Below are 20,876 nucleotides of genomic sequence, written 5' to 3'. Positions count from 1 at the left end.
TATGAATCTAAGGAACAGGAAACTTACAGAGGAAGAATTCATGGGTATAAGGTCGGATGTGCTGACGCACTGGCCGACCGGAAAAGATGTGGACCTGGATGAGGCTGTGGAATACCTCAAAAAGGTGCCTGACGAAAAGAACGTGGCTAAAAAGCTGAGGAAAGCCAAAGAAGAAGGGGTAACACTGGCTCAGCCAAGGGCCGGAGTCGCCCTTATCGAAGACCACATAGAGCTTCTCCTGCATCTTGAGAAGGAAGGGGGAGCTGACCTTCTGCCATCAACCATAGATTCCTATACCAGGCAGAACAGATATGCTGAATGCCAGGTGGGTATCGAGGAATCCATAAGGCTCGGAAGGTCCATGCTTAATGGATTCCCTGCGGTGAACCACGGAGTGGCAGGCTGCAGGAGGGTGTTCGAGGCAATCCACGTGCCGCTTCAGGCAAGGCATGGTACTCCGGATGCGAGGCTCCTTTCCGAGATAATCCATGCTTCGGGCTGGACCTCGAACGAAGGCGGCGGCATAAGCTACAACATACCCTATGCCAAGAGCGTTTCAATGGAGAAGACCATAACTGACTGGCAGTATTGCGACAGGCTTGTCGGGTACTACGAGGAGAGAGGGATTGAGCTCAACAGGGAACCCTTCGGACCCCTTACAGGGACGCTGGTACCACCATCAACATCAAATGCGGTGGCGGTCATCGAGGCTCTTCTCGCTGCGGAGCAGGGAGTGAAGAACATCACAGTAGGCTATGGCCAGTGTGGTAACCTTCTTCAGGACATAGCTGCAATAAGGGCACTGGAGAGCCAGACCGATGAGTACCTGAAGAGGTTCGGGTATGAAGGGGTGTACGTCACGACTGTGTTCCATCAATGGATGGGTGGATTCCCGGAGGATGAAGCCAAGGCATTCGGAGTCATATCACTGGGTTCAACTGCTGCTGCGCTTGCCGGTGCGACCAAGGTCATAGTAAAGACTCCCCATGAGGCTCTCGGAATACCCACCAAGGAAGCAAACGCACAGGGGATAAGGGATACGAAGATGACCCTCAACATGCTGAAGGGGCAGAGGATGCCCATGAGCACGGAGCTTGCTGATGAGATTACGATCATAAAGGCTGAGACTGCCTGCATGATAGAGAAGGTACTCGAAGTGGGGAAGGGTGACCTTGCTAGAGGGACCGTGGAAGGCTTCAGGCTCGGCCTTATAGATGTACCGTTTGCGCCATCAAAGTACAATTATGGCAAGATGATGCCTGCAAGGGACAATACAGGGGCAGTCAGGTACCTGAATGCCGGGAACGTTCCTCTCACCAAGGAGCTTCTGGACTTCAACAAGGCGAAGCTTGAGGAGAGGGGAAACTATGAACACAGGAAGGTCGGATTCCAGATGACTGTGGATGACATATTTGCAGTGGGTAAGGGAATGCTGATAGGAAGACCGGAGGATGGAGAAAAATGAGGATCGCAGACTTAATATGTTCAGAAGGAAAGACCGGATTCTATTTCGATGACCAGAAGGCTATTGTCAGCGGAGCCGGACATGATGGGTTCATATATACAGGGGATCCTGCAACAGATGGATTCAGAAGCATAAGGGTCCCGGGGGAAAGCATATCAGTGATGCTGATACTAGAAAATGGTGAGGTTGCCTACGGAGACTGCGCTGCGGTCCAGTATTCAGGGGCCGGCGGAAGGGACCCGTTGTTCATCGCACAGGACTTCATACCCATAATTGAAGGCCAGGTTAGGGAAAGGCTGCTGCACAGGGATGCCTCATCATTCAGGGAGCTTGCGGACGAGATAGACTCCATTGAGATCGATGGGAAGAGACTCCATACCGCTGTAAGGTACGGTGTCACCCAGGCGCTTCTTGATGCTGCCTCAAGGAGCAGAAGGATCACAATGGCAGAGGTGGTAAAGGAAGAATATTCCACTGGCGTCGAGCTGAGAAGGATACCCATATTTGCCCAGAGCGGAGACGACAGATACACCAATGCCGATAAGATGATAATCAAGGGTGCTGACGTCATGCCCCATGCACTAATAAACAACATTGACGAGAAGCTCGGAAGGCATGGTGAAATACTAAAGGCCTACATAGAGTGGCTGAGGGACAGGGTTCTCCTGCACAGGGAGGAGGAAGAGTACAGCCCCATATTCCACATTGATGTCTATGGCACGATAGGGATGCTCTTCAACCAGGATATGGATAAGATGGCTGACTACCTGAAGACCCTTGAGGAGGCTGCAAGCCCATTCAAGCTCAGGATCGAAGGTCCGATGGACAGAGGCGGCAGGAAGGAACAGATGGAGGCCTTAAGGGACCTCACCGCGCTCCTTGACCAGCGTGGCATAAACGTGGAGCTGGTAGCTGATGAATGGTGCAATACCTATGAGGATGTTATCTATTTCGCTGATAACCGTGCGGGGCACATGATTCAGGTGAAGACTCCCGACCTTGGCGGCGTAAACAACTCCATCAAGGCGATCCTCTACTGCAAGGAAAAGGGTATAGGAGCATATCTGGGAGGCACCTGCAACGAGACCAACAGGAGCGCTGAAATATGCGTGAACATAGCCATGGCCTGCGGTGCAAGGCAGACTCTGGCTAAGCCCGGCATGGGCTTCGACGAGGGCTATATGATAGTCAACAACGAGATGAACAGGGTTCTTGCCCTGGCTGGAAGAAGAAGATAGTTCAAGCCGGCTGCAGATTTTGCAGCCGGCTTTACTCTGTCCTGTGTAAAAACAGGAAGCGTTATAGTATAATCATGGGAGAAATCAGGAGGTGCCTTATGAAGGAAATTGATGCCGGTCTGGTCACGTCTGAGGTCAGAAGGCTTGTAATGGAAGCTAACTACCATCTGCCAAAGGATGTCGCTGATGCACTTAGGAAGAGCAAGGAGAATGAGAAGTGGCTGCTTGCAACTGACACTTTGGGCAGGATAATAGAAAATGCTGAGATTGCGGATACCGAGAATGTGCCCATGTGCCAGGATACGGGAATGGCGGTGGTATTCGTGGAGATAGGTCAGGAGGTCCATATAGCAGGCGGAGGCCTCGATGACGCCATAAACCAGGGCATAAGGGAAGGCTACAAGGACGGACTTCTCAGGAAATCAGTTGTAGGGGACCCTCTTGCGAGAAAGAACACAGGTGACAACACACCTGGGATAATACACTACAGCATAGTACCTGGAGACAGGCTAAGGATCATGGTGGCTCCAAAGGGCTTTGGCTCTGAGAACATGTCGAGGTTAAAGATGCTGAAGCCATCTGACGGGCTTCAGGGTGTCAAGGACTTCGTCATCGAGACAGTCGAGCTGGCAGGTCCTAATGCATGCCCTCCGCTGGTTGTCGGTGTCGGAATTGGCGGTTCATTCGATAAGGTGACCTATATTGCAAAGAAAGCCCTCATGAGGAGCCTTGATGAGTGCAATCCTGAACCTTTCTACTGTGACCTGGAGAACGAGCTCCTTGAGAAGATTAACAGCCTCGGTATAGGCCCACAGGGCTTCGGAGGAAGGACAACGGCGCTTAAGGTAGCTATCGAGACCTTCCCGACCCATATAGCAGGGCTTCCGGTGGCTGTGAACATAAACTGCCATGCCACAAGGCACAAGGAGGTGATCCTGTAATGGACATAAGGATTACTGCCCCATTCACAAGGGAGTCGCTTGAAAGCCTGAAGCCCGGAGACAATGTCCTGATATCAGGAAAGCTGTATGCCGCAAGGGATGCTGCTCACAAGAAGATGATTGAGCTTCTTGACAATGGCGGAGAGCTTCCGTTTGACATCAAAGGGGCTGCGATATACTATGTGGGACCGACACCGGAACGGCCAGGCGAGCCTGTAGGCTCAGCAGGACCAACCACAAGCCTCAGGATGGATGCCTACACTCCAAGGCTTCTTGACCTTGGCCTTCTCGGTATGATAGGGAAGGGCGAGAGGAACGAAGAGGTAAAGGCCAAGATAAGGGAGCATGGTGCAGTGTACTTTGCTGCCATTGGAGGAGCTGGAGCACTTATCAAGAAGACCATAGCAGCTTCAAGGGTCATAGCCTACGAGGAACTGGGACCCGAAGCAATAAGGGAGTTCGAGGTCGTTGATTTCCCAGCTACTGTAATAATAGATTCTAGGGGCGAAGACCTTTATGAGACCGGAAGGGCTGCTTACCTCAAGTCTCTGGAATAGGAACTGATGGAACTTAAATTTTCACGTTAATAGAAATTTCTGGATTCAAGGCGGTTTTGCTCAGAGTAAAGTGGCATTGAAGGATAATTGTATGGAATAGGATGAGGGTGCTGGTGGATGATAGCCAGCACTTTTGAATTTATGAAGAACTAAATGCAGTTGGCATCCATGAGGATAGCGCGGTAACATGTGACTGATTAAGTAAATCATAATATACTTAATTACGATATACTTAATTATGATTATGTGATAATTTTAGGGCGATGATATCCTGATTGTCTGTTGTGCATGAGTCAGATGAATTGACATTTATCTGGGACAAGGTATCCTGATGATTGGCATTACTTAAATTCATGGAGTGGTTTCTATGTTTCATTTGCAGGCTTTGAAAATTTGCAGTGTTAGCAGTTTAGTTACATTTCCTTTTTGCAACATTGTACGGCTGCTGTGATATAATTAGAGGGATGAAGTCCGTATTCCTGCTTTTTTAGTTGGAAAGGGCTGAACTCATTTCCGATCAAACTGCTGCAAATCTGGTGGTGAAAATGATTTATTTCGCAGAAGAAGTCAACATCAATGACAAAACTGAATTTGAGGAAGTCAGCGATTTCCTGAAGTCTTTCGATGTGGTCTACTCAAGGTGCGACCTTACGATGGTTGTAAGGCACGAAGGTGCCATAGTGGCGACCGGATCGGCGGAGGGCAATACGCTGAAGTATTTCTTCGTGCATGCTGACCATCAGCATGAAGGGCTTGCACGCCTTATCTTCAACGGGCTTGTGCAGTATCTTTCTGATAAGGGATATGTATCCTACTTTGCGTTCACAACTCCTGAGAACATCCTGATATTTGCGGCTCTGGGTATGGTACTTGTGTACAACACCGAGAGGGCGTGCCTCATGGAGGGTGGTTTCGGAAGCTATTCCAACTGGATTTCAAGGATCCAGAAGAAGATTCCGAAAAAGGAAGGCAAAAGAGGCGCCGTGGTCATGAACTGCAACCCTATGACGAACGGTCACAGGTATCTTGTCGAGACCGCATCAAAAGAGGTTTCCGACCTGCTTGTATTCGTGGTCCAGGAGGACAGTTCGCTGTTCCCATTCGAGGACAGGTACAGGATAGTAAAGAACGAGCTCAAGGAATTTCCAAATGTCCATGTCCTCATGGGAGGACCCTACATCATATCAAAGGCGACTTTCCCGACGTACTTCATCAAGAAGCGTGATGAAATGCTGGATGTCTATACCGGATTGGACGGTGGCCTTTTCATAGACAAGATAGCCAGAGACCTGGAAATAGATGTCAGATTCTTCGGATCCGAGCCTACGGATGAAGTCACTGAAGTCTACAACAGCAAACTCAGGGAACTTATGAAAAAAAGCTCATTGGAATCAAGGACTGTAGAAAGGCTGGAGCTAAACGGCGTTCCCGTCAGCGCGTCGGTGGTGAGGAAGTTCCTCACTGAGGACAGGATCGTGGAAGCCTATGGGATGATACCTGAGAATACGGTCAAATACCTGGAGAGCGAAGAAGGGAAAGAGCTAATTTGGAAAATGAAAAGAGAAGCATGAAGGTCATGGAAGGTTCAGCCTCGCCACTAATCTACATCAGGAAGGTCAAGGATAAAAGGATCGAAAGCCTGAATGAAATGTTTCAGATGCCTGTGGTGGCACTCAGGGCTGACCTGCCAGTTTCCATGAAGGGAAGCCCGGAGGAAGGGGTCATCCTTTCAGAGCTTGAGAAGGCATTTAAGAGGACTTTAGGAAGCAGGCTGCTATTTGAAGAGACCTACGAGTCCGGGGTTACCCGGGAAATACTTTTCGTTGTCAGGGGTGATGCCCACATCTACAAGGAGAATGCTGTTTTCACTGAAGAGAGTCATCCTCTTGGACGTTTCGCGGATATTGACATCTATGAGTGTCAGGAGGAATTTCCGATATCAAGGCTTGAGATGGGATATGCTCCAAGGGAATGCTGTATTTGTGGTTCTGAGCGTTCCAGATGCAGCACTGAGAAGAGGCACAAGGATGCTGATGTCGCCTCTTACATAAGGCAGGAGATCGACAGGTATCTTACGGGAAACAGCTGAAACGGCACAGTATCAAACAATATGCTTTTATGGTAAAATGGATTGGATTTTCAATCCATGCAATACAACAACAGAAAAATATTAGGAGGAATATCGATGAAGACAGGAATTGCCGCATCAAAGGGGTACGCAATCGGCAAAGCATACATCAAGAAACATGTGGAGCTTAAAATCAGTGATTCCAGAGTTAGCGACATACCGCTTGAAAAGGAAATCCTTAGGAGAGCTTGTGACAAATCGAAGCACCAGCTGCACAAGATAAAGGAGAAAGCTCTTATTGATCTGGGCGAGGAGAAGGCACAGGTATTCGATGCCCATCTGATGCTGTTTGATGACCCTGAATTCATCGGAGCCATAGAAAGCGAAATCGAAAACAACTCCATAAACTCACTTAAGGCAACACATGACGTTACTTCAGGATATGTGGCCATATTCGAATCAATGGAAGACGAGTACATGAGGGAGAGGGCAGCGGACATCAAGGACGTAGCAAAGAGGCTCATGAACAATCTGGCGGGAATCGATGAGACGATTGAGATAGACGAGCCTGATACCATAGTCATTGCACATGACCTCACACCATCCGATACGGCTCAGCTTGACAGGACAAAGGTTACAGCCTTCCTTACCAACATCGGGGGAAAGACCTCCCACAGCGCAATTATGGCAAGGACTCTTGAAATCCCTGCAGTAGTCGGGCTTGGAGACATCACCGAGGCTGTCAGGTCTGGAGACCTGCTGATAGTGGACGGAATAGAAGGAACTGTCATAATAGATCCGGATGATGCGACTATCGAGAAATACAAGGCTCTCAAGCTTGTATTCGAGAAGGAAAAAGAGGAGCTGATGAAGCTCAGGGATATCAAGACCAGGACCAAATCAGGAAAGAGGGTAGAGGTTGCAGGAAACATTGGAAAGCCTGAGGATGTCCTGAAGGTTATCGAGAACGGCGGAGACGGAATAGGTCTTTTCAGGACTGAGTTCCTCTATATGGACCGTGAAGAGATGCCGACAGAGGATGAACAGTATGAGTCCTACAAGTTCGTCCTTGAGAAAATGGGAGAGAAGCCTGTTGTCATAAGGACACTTGACATCGGTGGTGACAAGAAGCTTCCTTACCTCGTGATGCCTGAGGAGATGAATCCTTTCCTTGGCTACAGGGCAATAAGGCTATGCCTGGACAGGACCGACATATTCAAGATACAGCTCAGGGCGCTCCTTAGGGCATCCGTATTCGGAAACCTCAAGGTAATGTTCCCGATGATCTCGTCACTTGACGAATTCCTTGATTCCAAGAAGATAGTTGATGAATGCAAGGCCGAGCTCAAGGCTGAAGGCAAGGAATACAGCGAAAACGTTGAGTGGGGAATAATGATCGAGATACCTGCCGCTGCTGTAATGGCTGATGAACTGGCAAAGTATGTTGATTTCTTCTCTATAGGAACTAACGACCTCATACAGTACACTCTTGCAGCTGACAGGATGAGCGAAAAGGTCTCCTACCTCTACGACCCGATGCATCCGGCAGTGCTGAGGCTCATTAAGATGACAATAGACGGCGCTCATTCACAGGGCAAGTGGTGTGGAATGTGCGGCGAGATGGCAGGGGATGAAACTGCAATATCAACGCTCGTAAGGTACGGACTTGATGAATTCTCGATGTCCGCATCGTCAATACTGAGGGCCAAGCAGCTCATAATGAACGAAGAATAGTATGACTTTGAAGGGAGGTTTCTCATAGCAGAAACCTCTTTTCCATATACATGTAGTATACGTTTACAAGTGCTGCAATATAAGGTGCTTTCGTTTTTTTGATGTTGATGGTATAATAGGGGCATCGCTATGATTGAAAGGAGGGATGAACTATGGCGGAAAAGAAGATACCAAACCTTGACAACGCGACACTTATTAAAAAGGTGACGTCAGGAACCTTCGGTGATCCTTGCGGATATGAAGAGATTCTCATGAGGACAAAGAACAACAGGTATGTGCTTGTAAGAAAGGGTGGCGAAAGAAGTCACTGCCCGGGAGAATCCATTGACATGATCATGAAGGCTGACGCGTTGAAATGGCTTGACATTAACTAGGCTGACAGTGAACCGACTCGATCGGTTCCACGCATATTATGAAAACGTTTTATGAAGGCGGTGCGATTTTAGGATTGCAGTGTCTATTTTTTATGTTTTATGGCCTGACAAAATTCGCGCCGTTTGTTGAATGTTGTCTAAATATGACTTATCATCATAATGATGAATGATTTTGAGGTGATCTTGTGGATTGCGTGTCAGCCAGACAGCAAATAACTGCATACAGGGGAGCGGACCTCAGCAAGACCGAAAAAGAGGCTGTGCTTAAGCACACCGAAGCCTGCCCGTCCTGCAGGGAGTATTTATCCCGCGAGGAAATGATGTCGGGACTCCTTGAAAACGGCAGGAAAAGTCCGGGATTGTCGAAGAACACCAGGACATTGCTTATCATTGCGGCATTCCTGCTACTGGTTACGGTACCACTTGTAATGACAGGCATGTCGAGAAGGGAGCTCGTATCATCAAGGCAGGATTTCCTAAGCGATTTCATAGTCCGATGGAAGGGCGGGAGTCTCGAGACAATAAGCGGTCATATGACTCCTGAGGCTTATGACAAGTTTCTAATGCTTACGGAAGGCGAGCCAGTCTCAAGGATCACTGGTATTATGTTCAGGGAATTCCGTGATTACCAGGGTGTGACAGGTGCTGCCATATTCAGGACTTCTGGGGAGCTTCTGGGTAACCGTGAGTTCAGGCTCGACTTTACAGTGGGGTCAAGGGGCGGAAATATTCTAATCGTTGATGTAGAGGGCTCCTGAGGGAAAGTGATGGTACTTTGGAAAAATCTTTGGGGTTCACAAAGTTATCAAGTCATGTATAATGATGACATGAGAAAAATCCGGAGGTAGTATGATGATAAATGATGTAAGCCATGTAGAATTCGCTGATGAGCTTTCAAGCACAGAGGACCTGGTTCTTGTTGATTTCTGGGCACCGTGGTGCGGGCCCTGCAAGATGCTGGCACCTCTTTTTGAAGAGCTTGACAGGGAGAACGACGATGTGAAGTTCCTTAAGGTCAATGTTGACAACAACCCGCAGCTGGCTTCAAGGTATAGGGTCGGAAGCATACCGACGCTCCTTGCCTTCAGAAACGGAGACCTTGTGGACCAGATGATAGGCTTCAGGCCAAAGTCAGACCTTGAGGGATTCATAACAAGGAACAGATAGGATATGGAATCTAACAGGCTGCGTAAGATGCGCAGCTTGTTTTTTTACCTTAATTTTCTAATCATTGCCTTAACTTTCTTCCAAAATGGAGCAAACGGGAATCAAATAATGTATAATTTATTTGTATACTTTTTTACCGGGGAGGTGGCAGCTTGGAAAATCTGAATGTGATACTTAATACTGTAAAGAACATCAATGTTACATCGGCAATAGACATCCTTGTGGTTGCCTACCTGATATATAGGGCATATAAGATAATCAAGGAGACCAGGGCTGAGCAGCTGCTTAAGGGCATCCTTCTCATACTTCTCCTGATACCCGTCAGCTTCATACTTAACCTTACCATGGTATACACCATTATCTCGAAGACCATTACAATCGGCGTACTGTCGATAATCATAATATTCCAGCCTGAAATAAGGAGGGTACTCGAGCATATCGGAAGGTCAACCTTCACGGAAAGGGGAGTCCCCAGGCAGGATGAATCCATTGAGAAGGTAATCAGGGAAATCACCACTGCTGTGGACAACATGTCAGAATCGAAGACAGGAGCGCTCATAGTCATCGAAAGGACCACAGGCCTAGGTGAGATACTCGGCTCTGGCACAATAGTCGATGCAGTTGTTTCTGCAAGCCTTCTGGAGAACATATTCGTACCCAATACTCCGCTCCATGACGGAGCCACGATCATAAGGATGAACAGGATACTGGCCTCAGGATGTGTGCTGCCGCTTACAGGAAGCCAGGAGATCAGCAAGAAGCTGGGGACAAGGCACAGGGCTGCAATAGGCCTAAGTGAGGTATCTGATGCAGTGGTGCTGGTAGTGTCTGAGGAAACAGGGACCATAAGTCTCGCGGTCAATGGAAAGCTTGTAAGGAACTACGACAGGGAGAGGCTTCAGGCCATACTCACCAAGATATTGAAGAAGGAGGAAGGAAAGGACGAATCGATAAGAGGGAGGGTCAGGGAATGGCTAAGAACAAAGAAAACGACATCCTGATCAAAGTGATTTCCCTCATCATGTCATTCGCCCTCTGGATATATCTGACTAACGTTGAGAATCCCACCAAGACAGTCAGGATAAACAATGTTGGTGTCAGGCTCGTTAATACGGAAAGTCTCGCTGACCAGTCACTTGTGCTCGTGCCGGGACAGACAGTAACAGTAAACCTGTCGATCACAGGACCTGCATCTACAGTATACCGGGCGCTTCCCACTGACTTCAGGGTGGAGGTGGACATGGGCGGATATGACCTTGTCAAGGGAATCAATGAGCTTCCCATAGATATTACACTTTATCCGCAAAATGTGGACATAACCAAGAGCAGGGGCCTTAAGGCAACTATCCGGCTCGATGACCTGGTTGAGAAGGAAGTCCAGGTAAGCAGCGAGTACATTGTCAAGGCAGCTGGAGGCTACTTTGCTGCACCGTCATCGGTCAATCCTTCGACGGTAAAGATCAAGGGCCCTTCTGAGTACGTTGAGAAGGTAATGAAGATGATAGTCAGGGGAACCAGCGAAGGCCTGACAGAAGAGCTTAATCTGCCTGTTGACCTTATCCCTGTGGATGAAGGTGGAAGCATTGTCCAGTATGTGGAGGCGACTCCAAGGTCTGTGCAGTTTTCAGCAAAAGTGTACGAGACAAAGAGCGTAACCCTTAATCCTGTAACAACAGGTACCATAAGCGAAGGATTAAGCCTCATATCCCTAACTCCTGTCAAGCAGTCAATTGTCATAGCAGGGCCTTCTGACCTTCTTGGGACAATAGCAAGGATTGACACCGATAAGATAAACCTTAGGGGGATAACAGCAAGCGGAAGCTTCATTGTACCAATTTCAGTTCCGGATGGCATCTATGTGGTGGATGGAGAATCAGGTGTTGAGGTTACAGCGGTTGTTGAGGTTCAGGGAACAAAGGACCTCAAGGCAGAGGTAAGGACGATCAACCTGGGCGAAGGCCTCGAGGCCGAAGTAACGCCGGAAAGCATAAACTTATCCTTGAGGGGACCGCAGAGCGCGCTTGATGCCATTACAGAGGGAAGCCTGTTCGCAGAGCTTGACCTTGCAGGTCTTGAAGAGGGGGGGCATGAGCTTGTTCCAAAGGTGAAGCTCCCGCAGGGTATCGTACTTGAGAAGATCGACCCTGAAAATGTGAGTGTTACGATAAGAATAGCAGAAAACTGAAGAAGAAGCCCGTGAGGGCTTTTTCTGTGGAGGAAATATGATCAGGATCAATTCAATCGGGCTTTCCCTGGATGAGCCATGGGAGGCGTTAAGGTCAAAGGCGGCAAAGGCCCTGAGGCTGTCACCTCAGGATATCTTGTCATTTCGGATACTCAAGGAATCCATTGATGCAAGGGGAAGCGAGGTCAGGCTTTCCTACAGTGTCATGGTTGAGACAGATGATGATGAGAGGGTGCTGCAGAGGGCAAGGAACAGGGATGCTTCACTTTATGTCGAGGAAACAAGGGTTCCTGCAGTCTACGGGACGGAGGTCCTTGATGAAAGACCGGTTATAGTGGGATTCGGGCCTGCCGGGATATTCTGCGCACTGACCCTTGCAAAGCACGGATACGAGCCGTCTGTATGTGAGCGTGGAGATGATGTGGACAAGAGGACTGCGGCTGTGGATGAATTCATGGCAGGGGGACCGCTGGACACTGAATCCAACATCCAGTTCGGTGAAGGCGGAGCCGGTGCATTCTCTGACGGAAAGCTTACCACGAGGATAAAGGACCAGAGGGTGAAGGAAGTCCTTTCGGAACTGATCGAAGCAGGCGCGCCTGCTGAGATAGCATACCTGTCAAAGCCGCATGTGGGCACAGATATCCTTAAGAATGTGGTAAGGAACATGAGGAAGAAGATCGAGTCCCTCGGTGGGGAGATAACCTTCAGGCAGAAGCTTGAAGATATCGGTATGGAAGGCGGAAGAGTCAGGTCAGCAAGGGTATCAGGAAAGGATTTGCCGGTAGAGGCGCTTGTCCTTGCCATAGGACACAGCGCCAGGGATACCTATGAGATGCTGTTCAATAAGGGGATAGAGATGGAAGCCAAGTCCATGGCAGTGGGTGCCAGGGTGGAGAACCTGCAGGAACTCATAGACAGTAACCAGTATGGGAAATGGGCAGGCCATGAAAGGCTCAGGGCTTCAGAATACAAGCTGACAAGGAAGCTTTCTGACGGCAGGGGGGCCTACAGCTTCTGCATGTGCCCCGGCGGCTTCGTGGTACCCGCTGCCAGCGAGGATGGAAGGCTGGTTGTGAATGGCATGAGCTACCATGCGAGGGATGGCAGGAATGCCAATTCCGCAATTGTTGTTTCTGTAACTCCTGACGACTACGGAAGCCATCCTCTTGACGGTATAAGGTTCCAGAGGATGATAGAGGAGAAAGCCTTCAGGGCAGGCGGCGGAAATTATACCGCACCAGTGCAGCTTGTTACAGACTTCATAGAGGGGAAGGTCTCAGCAGCCCTTGGTGCGGTGACACCCACATATGTGCCTTCTGTGAGCTTCGCTGACATTGGGGGCATCCTCCCGGCCCCGGTTACAAGGGGACTGAGGGAGGCTCTAACCGACTTCAACGTAAAGGTCAGGGGCTTCGCTGAAAACGGCGCTGTGCTCACTGGAGTGGAGACAAGGACCTCAGCACCTGTAAGGATCATAAGAAGCCATGAGCTTCAGAGCATATCCTGCGAAGGCCTTTACCTTGCAGGGGAAGGTGCAGGCTATGCGGGCGGCATAGTTTCAGCTGCAGTTGACGGCATTAAGGCAGCTGAAAGCATAATGAAGAGGTACAAACCAGTGAGATAGCTTGTGTAAAATTGAAGGAGCTGATGCATCTCAAAATACGAGTTGCATCAGCTCCTTTATTTTTATTGCGCAAGCTTATTTAATTGGATTTGAGTCACACAAAAGTTAGAATTTGGCTAACATCTTTTCGTTTTGGCATTGTGGGTGTTTCGTCCGGGTACCCTAGTGCAATCAATGATATTACCTTCTGACCTTCGGGAATGTTGACCAGCTCGATTAGCCTGGATTCGTCGAAAAGTCCCATAATCAAGGTGCCAAGACCTTCATTGTACGCTGAAAGACAGAATGTCTGTGCTGATATTCCTGCGTCGAACATCTCCCAACCATCACCTTTGACAGTTGAGTAAGAACCATCCCTTTCGAAGCCGGAACGTGATGCAATGATAGTTTGGATAACCAATACTGGTGCACTTTTAATAACATTTTGGTTCGGAGCAAATCCCAAAATACATTGATCAGCGATTTGATTCTTTAAATCTAAATTATCAATGACAGTATACCGAATAGCCTGACAGTTTTTCCAGGAAGGGGAAAAGATTGCAGTAGCAACAATTTTCTCCAGAATCTCACGGTCTACTGTATTTTTCTTATATATACGAATACTTCTTCTTCCGCTAACACATTTCGTAAATTCCATTTTAACCTCCAACTATTAAGTCATAAAATTTGGTTTCCGTTTTTCCACAAAAGCGGTCATGCCCTCACGACCTTCGCCTTCAGCGGTAAAACATTTAGTCCAGGAATCTTGTTCTATCTGCAGACCTCGTTCAAAATCTACAGCACAACCATCATTAATGCATTTTTTTGCTTGCTGAACAGCGAACATGCTCTTGCTGGTAATCTGCATCGCTAAGCTCAGAACTGTACGCATCAGAGCTTCAGGCGCCACAACTTTATTCACTAATCCGATACGCAAAGCTTCATCGGCACTAATCATTTCTGATGTGAAAATCATCATTTTTGCTGAACTCTCGCCTACTAGACGTGGAAGTCGCTGTGTGCCCGTAAATCCAGGTATCAGACCCAGATTTGTTTCTGGTTGACCGAATTTGGAACGTGAGGTTGCAACGCGGATATCACAAGCCATAGCGAGTTCGTTTCCTCCCCCCAATGTAAATCCATTGATTGCAGCTATTACTATTTGCGGTAGATTTTTTAATTTGCTGAATACAGTTTGAGCCAATTCAGAAATCCTTCGAGCTTCAACCTCATTCATTTCCTGCATGGCTGCGATATCAGCGCCTGCAACAAATGCACGATCACCAGTTCCACGGACAATCACGACCTTCACTGATTTATCATGTGCTAGTATGTCGGCCACAGCTCCAATCTCAATCAGAGTGTCCTGGTTAAGTGCGTTTAGGGCATTAGGTCTGTTTACTGTCATATATGCGATATTGTTTTCGATATGGAACATGATGTTGCGCATGCTTACAAAATCATTCGCTTCTTTAGGTGAGTGATAAATTCCTTCAGAGGTTTTCGCTTCCTTTAGAGCATCATTAAGCTTAGGTAGAATAACATGCAGGTCTCCTACAATTCCAAGATCTGCTACATTGAAAATCGGCGCACTGGCATTTTTATTGATTGCGATTATCGTTCCGGAGTTTTCCATGCCAGTCAGATGCTGAATGGCACCTGAAATACCACAGGCAATATACAAATCGGGACGAACTGTTTTTCCTGTCTGACCGACTTGGTGGTCATTTCCAATCCATCCTGATTCCACAGCTGCTCTTGAGGCAGCAACTTCTCCATTTAGGGTATTAGCCAGTTCTCGTACAATTTTAAATCCTTCAGGTCCACCAACGCCTCGACCACCACCGACCAGATACTTTGCTTTTGTAATATCTGCAGATATGTTATCATTCGGTATCACTTCAACAAGCTCAACAGCAAAGTCTTTTCTCTGGAAGGCAATTTCTATGGAACGAATAGTGCCTGTTCTATTGTCATCTCTTTCAATTGGCTGCATGACACCAGTACGTACTGTAGCCATTTGAGGCTTGTGATGCTTACAGCAGATTGTAGCCATCAGATTGCCTCCAAAGGCAGGCCTTGTCATCATCAGAAGCTGATTGTCCAAATTAATGCTAAGACCTGTGCAGTCTGCTGTCAAACCAGTTTTCAACCTTGCCGATACTCGAGGTGCAAGATCACGTCCAATGGATGAAGCTCCAAAAAGAACAATCTCAGGCTCGTCTGTCAGTATAATCTGTGTCAACACCCTTGAATAGGGAAGAGTGGAATATTCCTGAAGTCGGGAATCCTCTGCTACAATTACATGGTTTGCACCCCAATAGATAAGTTCCTGTGCAATCTTACTGATTCCAACGCCGCCGATTAGTACTGCTACAACTTCTTGTTTCAAGTCAAATGCTAACGAGGATGCTTCTCCTAACAGTTCATATCCTATGTTCTGGACTCTGCCATCTCGCTGCTCAATAACCACATATACATTCTTGCTCATGATTTGATTCTCCTCATATTATATGACTTTCGTGCAATCGTGACATGATGGCGCTTACAGCCTGATCAGCGGTTAATCCATCCAACAACAGCCCTTGACCCTTAGGTTCTTTGGTAAAAGAGCGTACAACATTTGTTGGTGAACCCTTTAATCCGACTGTGGCAATATCTAATACGTCAGCTAGGTCGCTAAACCCCATCTTGGTGATTGTCTTCTTGCTGGCATTGATTACACCTGAGACTGTCATGAATCTGGGTTCAGAAGCTTGCGCAATTGCGGTAAAAAGGCAAGGTGTATTGATTCTGAGCTTGTGAATCCTATCCTCATAACGGCGGTTCACCAAAAAGGTATTTTCATATTCATATTCAATCTTCTCAACATAACTGACTTGTGGAATTTCCAGATGCTCTGCAATCTGAGGGCCAACCTGTGCTGTATCACCATCAATAGCCTGACGCCCTGTAACAATGACATCATAACCGATTTTCTTAAGCGCAGCTGCCAATGCTGAAGATGTCGCCAATGTATCAGAGCCGCCGAACTCTCTGCCGCTGAGGTGATAAGCCTCGTCACACCCCATTGCCAGAGCTTCTAACAGGACCATATCTGCATGTGGAGGCCCCATCGTAATAACAGATACTGTACAACCTTCAACGGCATCACGAATGGTGAGTGCCAATTCAATTCCTGCTTTATCATCTGGATTCATAATTACTGGGATACCGACTCTGACCAGGGTATTTGTAACAGGATCAATTTCTACCTCACTAGTATCAGGTACTTGCTTTATACAGACAATGATTTTCATTAACTTCACCTCAACGAACCTTAATATTACTGGAAATGACCATCTTCATAACTTCAGAAGTACCTTCGTAAATCTCAGTGATTTTGGCATCACGCATCATTCGCTCCACCGGGTATTCACGGCAATAACCATAACCTCCGAAAAGTTGCACGCAGTCACGTGTCACTTCGTTTGCTACATCGGATGCAAATAACTTACACATCGCAGCATATGTAGTGTAATCCTTATGAGCATCTTTTTCCAAAGCTGCCCTCCAAACCATGAGTCTGGCAGCATCTATTTTCGTTTGCATTTCAGCGATTTTAAACTTGGTGTTTTGGAACGAGCCGATCGCTTTGCCGAACTGTTTGCGTTCTTTCACATACTTAATGACTTCGTTCAGTGCTCCTTGAGCAATCCCAACGGCCTGGGCACCGATACCGATACGTCCGCCATCAAGTGCTGCCATTGCGATATCAAATCCTTTTCCTTCCTTACCCAGTAAATTTGAAGCAGGTATGCGCACATTTTCGTATACAACTTCACAGTTCGAGGACGCACGAATGCCCATGCGGGGTATATTTGCGCTGACATGTATTCCTTCAGTTTTGGAATCCAGAATAAAGGCAGACATCCCTTCGATTCCCATTGCTTTGTCAGTATAGGCAAACACTACAAAAGTATCAGCGAAACCGGAGTTAGTCGTAAATACCTTGGTGCCGTTCAGCACGTATTCGTCTCCAATGCGTTGGGCAAACGTCTGGATCCCAGCAGCATCAGAACCTGCATTAGGCTCAGTCAGTGAGTAGCAACCGAATTTGCTGCCATTAACCAAAGGTCGGAGAAACTCCTGTTTCTGTGCTTCGGTTCCAAATTCGTTTATACTGCCACAACATAGTGAGGTGTGAACAGAGATTGTAATTCCACAGCTGGCGTCTGCCTTTGAAACTTCTTCCATGCAAAGCGCATATGCAAGGTAGTCTGCTCCGGCTCCTCCGTATTTTTCTGAGAATGGTATTCCAAAAAAACCGCTTTTCTGCATCTCATTCAGCAATCCCATGGAAAGCATCTCAGCTTCATCCATTTCATGCGATAGCGGTTTGATTTTCGTTTCTGTAAAATCATGATAAAGGTCTTTGAGTAACTGGTGGGATGGTGACAACATAAAATCCATAAGCTTTTCACTCCTGTTAGGTTTATCTGATGTGTACACTATAGCGCATGAATTATTTGAGCACAATAGATATTTGAAGATAAATAATTATTTATCAAATTATTTATAAGTTAATATTTTGTATACGTACTATTTGTTGACATATTTTAATCTTGCAAATAAAATGGAGTATAATTGATAAAATAAATATGACTAAATAATGAGGTAACCAAATGGATCCAACCCAATGTATCAATTTTCTACTCACCGATGCGCAGAATTCTGTGAATCTCTATTTTAAGGAGATGCTAAAGCAATTTGATGTGACACCAGCACAATATATGGTTCTATATTTTCTCAAGTCACAGGGCAGACTGACTCCGTCAGGCCTTTCGCAACTGTGCAAAATGGATGCCTCTACCATGACAGGTATTCTTACACGTATGGAGAAGAAAAATCTCCTGGAGCGTCAGCATAGTACCGAGGATCGGCGTCAAGTTGACATCTGCATTACAAAATCAGGAGAGATGATAGTTCCGGACATTCTTGAGGTGATAGAACAGAGCAATATTGAAACGCTATCATGCCTTTCACCCCATGAACAGGTCCAGTTTAAAAAATACTTGACACGTATTTCCAATCATCTTGAAAGCCATGAATAGACGGCCTAAAAATGACATGGTTACCAAATGTGTATTACTTTGAATCGAGTATAGAAACATAATCTAATAAAATCTGAGCTAGACGGCTCAGATTTTTTACTTTTGTTTGTAATAAGTAAGTACACTAATGTAATCATTTTGAGTAATTTGAAGTATAAAGCGGCGGTACATAAATGGGGAATTATATATATTAAATATTGAATGTAACTATATATAAGTTTCCATAATATGACTGATCTGAATTGAGTAACACATCATTGGAAATTCATATAGTACAAACACATTGTTTTCACCAAATTGCAGGCAATATCGCCTTTCCTTGAAGTTTCTTATAAGATTTTGGCTTCTCTATCGATTAAGTTAAGACTTATTGTGATTGAGCAAATAAACTAATTTGATGTGGATTGATTATCAGTCGTGAAAGGCTCTAACACTTAAATAAAAGAGAGATTTAAACCCAGTTATTACATGGCTTAAACCTCTAAGGATCACATAAAAATCAATCTATTTGGCAGGATTAACCAATGAGTACTTCATGTAGAATGCAATTGGAGTGCGTTTGGTATTACACACCAATACCGACATATGAAAGCGCAGTAATAGCAATTAGTGATATGACAGGAATAACTATTGCGTATTTCACAAAGTAAGAATAACCCTCTTTATAACTAAGGTTAAATATACTTAGGAAGAGACAGACACCAAGGTTCCAAGGCATTGCATCAAAACCGACTCCGGCTGTAGCAGCTATACGATGTATTGCACCAAGATTCGCACCAGCACCGGATAATTGTAGAAACTTCTCTGAAAGGCCTTGCATAGCCAAGGTAAGTCCTCCTGATGAGGAACCAGTCACTAAACATATGATTGAGACACCAACTGCAACAAGAACGTAGGGGTTCATGTCTAGGTTAATAACACGTGCAATTACATCTTTATAGGCAATGGTGTTTGCCATAGCTTTGCCTAATCCCACGATTGCTACAAAACTCAGCAATCCAGTAAATCCGTTTGTAAAACCAATGGATATCGTATCCCTCATTGATTCTGGGTATGTTTTTCTGGAATATATCCAGGTGAGAATAACGGCAATCGAGATACCTATACTTACAAGAGCAAAAGCATTTACGATATGGTTGAACAATAATACCGAAAGGATGCAAATCACGAGTGGAATTACTGCAATTTGCCAAGGTGGCAGCTTTTTATCAATTATTGATTCAAAATTTTCTATCTTATCGTTTGGATTCGGTGTAAAGTGCAATCCCTTCTCCCGGATACGCTTCAAATCATATAGGAGCCAAAGGACGCTTAAAACAACTGTAATCAATGATGCAACTATACCCTGAAAAGCACCAGCAGTTGCTGTAGTTCCTAGAAAGGTTGTAGGAATCAGATTGTGAGCGGAAGGTACACCTGGTATCATTCCTGTAGTAAATGTACAGGATCCAGCAATATAGGTGCCAAGAAGATAGGGTCTTGGTAAATCTAGCTTTTTACCAATTGCCATAACTATTGGATAAATTGTGAATATTGCTACAACAACACTGATACCGCCCCATGTTAGAAGTGCAGTTACAACAAAAAGTCCGATGCCAGCATATTTTGGACCGAATGCATTCGAAAACTTTATTGCTATCGATTCAGCAAATCCTGAAACCTGCATGACTCGTCCGAATAGAGCTCCAAGTGGCATAATCATAAGATAATTCGCAGCAACTCCCATTCCACTACCGAATTGCGTGAAGAAAGCCCACATTGCAGTTGGTGTATATGCTCCATTAAATATTGCGATTACTACAGTAGCCACCCATGCAGCCATAAGGATGAACCAGCGTTTCTGAACGGTAAGATAAAGCATCGATCCTAGTCCTAAAACAAGTCCTAAGTAAGATAAAAGCATATTCTTAATACTCCTTTTTTTGGTTATTTGATTGTCCGATATAAGTCACTTCTGTAAAGAAAAGGTGTGTTATTGATCTCTTGTGGAAACTTACCACATAGTAATGAGCTAAGAACATGTAGGTAACCAAAGTTGATTTTAAGGATGGTCGATCACGGGTTTCTTGATCACAATGACTCACCAGTTATGAATACAATTTTGCCACTACATAAGGCCGCCACTAAATGCGCGATAGCTGTTCATTCGTTTTAAGTCAATATCTTGATAAAATTGCGGCAGGTTCGAACATTTAGAGTGTTCTTTATTATACGTATGATGTACCTGTTCGAGATACTTCAGCAAACAGTAGTCATCCAATAGTTTTGATGCTACTCAAATTTGCTTCTAGTAAAAAAACGAGGGCTGCTTCTAAACTTTCAATAAGTGAGTGAAACAGCAATGTTCAATTTGGGTAACAAAGCTTTGATAAATCTGACTAACTCAAACTTCGCACCATAAAATTGCCCGCAAACCATTGGGATTACTAGATTATTTGTAAAAAAACA

The 20,876-nt window shown here is 46.0% G+C and carries 18 protein-coding genes and 2 pseudogenes; 14 read left to right on the top strand and 6 right to left on the bottom strand.

Annotated features, from left to right (window positions below; all coding sequences use genetic code 11):
• Position 1 precedes the first annotated feature (1 nt).
• From T472_RS07945 to T472_RS07885, 13 genes are all read left to right on the top strand, one after another.
• Entirely contained in the window at positions 2–1,465 is a 1,464-nt protein-coding gene (locus T472_RS07945; RefSeq protein WP_023386382.1) for a methylaspartate mutase subunit E, read from the top strand.
• Positions 1,462–2,703 (top strand): methylaspartate ammonia-lyase, encoded by a 1,242-nt coding sequence (locus tag T472_RS07940; RefSeq protein ID WP_023386383.1) that lies wholly within the window; start codon positions 1,462–1,464, stop codon positions 2,701–2,703. Before T472_RS07945 ends, T472_RS07940 begins: the two co-directional genes overlap by 4 nt.
• A 98-nt stretch (positions 2,704–2,801) precedes the next feature.
• On the top strand, positions 2,802–3,644 hold the full coding sequence (locus T472_RS07935) for a fumarate hydratase (RefSeq protein ID WP_023386384.1): 843 nt from the start codon (positions 2,802–2,804) through the stop codon (positions 3,642–3,644).
• Entirely contained in the window at positions 3,644–4,201 is a 558-nt protein-coding gene (locus tag T472_RS07930; RefSeq protein WP_023386385.1) for a Fe-S-containing hydro-lyase, read from the top strand. Before T472_RS07935 ends, T472_RS07930 begins: the two co-directional genes overlap by 1 nt.
• A gap of 545 nt (positions 4,202–4,746) precedes the next feature.
• Positions 4,747–5,772 carry a nucleotidyl transferase family protein gene (locus T472_RS07925; RefSeq protein WP_023386386.1) on the top strand — a complete coding sequence of 342 codons (1,026 nt, stop codon included), beginning with the start codon at positions 4,747–4,749 and terminating at the stop codon, positions 5,770–5,772.
• A complete protein-coding gene (locus T472_RS07920; RefSeq protein WP_023386387.1) occupies positions 5,748–6,290 on the top strand; it encodes a citrate lyase holo-[acyl-carrier protein] synthase in 543 nt (180 codons plus the stop codon). Before T472_RS07925 ends, T472_RS07920 begins: the two co-directional genes overlap by 25 nt.
• Positions 6,291–6,386: 96 nt before the next feature.
• Positions 6,387–8,003, top strand: coding sequence for a phosphoenolpyruvate--protein phosphotransferase (gene ptsP, locus T472_RS07915; protein ID WP_023386388.1), 1,617 nt, complete (start codon positions 6,387–6,389; stop codon positions 8,001–8,003).
• Positions 8,004–8,155: 152 nt separating this feature from the next.
• Positions 8,156–8,377: a hypothetical protein gene (locus T472_RS07910; RefSeq protein WP_040907098.1), complete on the top strand. Its 222-nt coding sequence runs from the start codon at positions 8,156–8,158 to the stop codon at positions 8,375–8,377.
• Between the two features lie 185 nt (positions 8,378–8,562).
• A complete protein-coding gene (locus T472_RS07905; RefSeq protein ID WP_023386389.1) occupies positions 8,563–9,135 on the top strand; it encodes an anti-sigma factor family protein in 573 nt (190 codons plus the stop codon).
• A gap of 94 nt (positions 9,136–9,229) precedes the next feature.
• A complete protein-coding gene (gene trxA / locus T472_RS07900; RefSeq protein ID WP_023386390.1) occupies positions 9,230–9,544 on the top strand; it encodes a thioredoxin in 315 nt (104 codons plus the stop codon).
• Positions 9,545–9,696: 152 nt separating this feature from the next.
• Entirely contained in the window at positions 9,697–10,545 is an 849-nt protein-coding gene (gene cdaA / locus T472_RS07895; protein ID WP_023386392.1) for a diadenylate cyclase CdaA, read from the top strand.
• On the top strand, positions 10,515–11,729 hold the full coding sequence (locus tag T472_RS07890) for a CdaR family protein (protein WP_023386393.1): 1,215 nt from the start codon (positions 10,515–10,517) through the stop codon (positions 11,727–11,729). The genes cdaA and T472_RS07890 overlap by 31 nt, the downstream gene beginning before the upstream one ends.
• A 37-nt stretch (positions 11,730–11,766) precedes the next feature.
• Positions 11,767–13,356, top strand: coding sequence for an NAD(P)/FAD-dependent oxidoreductase (locus tag T472_RS07885; RefSeq protein ID WP_023386394.1), 1,590 nt, complete (start codon positions 11,767–11,769; stop codon positions 13,354–13,356).
• Between the two features lie 94 nt (positions 13,357–13,450).
• On the opposite strand, the gene T472_RS07880 is transcribed toward T472_RS07885, so the two are convergent.
• From T472_RS07880 to T472_RS07865, 5 genes and pseudogenes are all read right to left on the bottom strand, one after another.
• On the bottom strand, positions 13,451–13,993 hold the full coding sequence (locus T472_RS07880; RefSeq protein ID WP_023386395.1) for a nitroreductase family protein: 543 nt from the start codon (positions 13,991–13,993) through the stop codon (positions 13,451–13,453).
• 15 nt (positions 13,994–14,008) lie between these two features.
• A pseudogene (locus tag T472_RS20275) lies at positions 14,009–14,752 on the bottom strand (enoyl-CoA hydratase-related protein); the annotation flags it as partial.
• A 90-nt stretch (positions 14,753–14,842) separates the two neighbouring features.
• Positions 14,843–15,826: pseudogene (locus tag T472_RS20270) on the bottom strand (electron transfer flavoprotein subunit alpha/FixB family protein); the annotation flags it as partial.
• Positions 15,827–15,839: 13 nt separating this feature from the next.
• Entirely contained in the window at positions 15,840–16,634 is a 795-nt protein-coding gene (locus tag T472_RS07870; protein WP_023386397.1) for an electron transfer flavoprotein subunit beta/FixA family protein, read from the bottom strand.
• 10 nt (positions 16,635–16,644) lie between these two features.
• Positions 16,645–17,787 carry an acyl-CoA dehydrogenase family protein gene (locus T472_RS07865; protein ID WP_023386398.1) on the bottom strand — a complete coding sequence of 381 codons (1,143 nt, stop codon included), beginning with the start codon at positions 17,785–17,787 and terminating at the stop codon, positions 16,645–16,647.
• A 212-nt stretch (positions 17,788–17,999) separates the two neighbouring features.
• Between T472_RS07865 and T472_RS07860 the strand changes: the two genes are divergently transcribed.
• On the top strand, positions 18,000–18,428 hold the full coding sequence (locus T472_RS07860) for a MarR family winged helix-turn-helix transcriptional regulator (protein WP_023386399.1): 429 nt from the start codon (positions 18,000–18,002) through the stop codon (positions 18,426–18,428).
• 565 nt (positions 18,429–18,993) lie between these two features.
• On the opposite strand, the gene T472_RS07855 is transcribed toward T472_RS07860, so the two are convergent.
• The gene (locus tag T472_RS07855) at positions 18,994–20,331 is read right to left on the bottom strand and encodes a GntP family permease (RefSeq protein ID WP_023386400.1); all 1,338 of its coding nucleotides are present in this window, start codon (positions 20,329–20,331) and stop codon (positions 18,994–18,996) included.
• Positions 20,332–20,876 lie beyond the last annotated feature (545 nt).

This window comes from Youngiibacter fragilis 232.1 (genome assembly GCF_000495435.3).
In the GTDB taxonomy this organism is placed as follows: domain Bacteria; phylum Bacillota; class Clostridia; order Clostridiales; family Clostridiaceae; genus Youngiibacter; species Youngiibacter fragilis.
The sequence above is the reverse complement of the archived record's forward strand: the minus strand, read 5'-3'. Positions and strand labels throughout refer to the sequence as shown.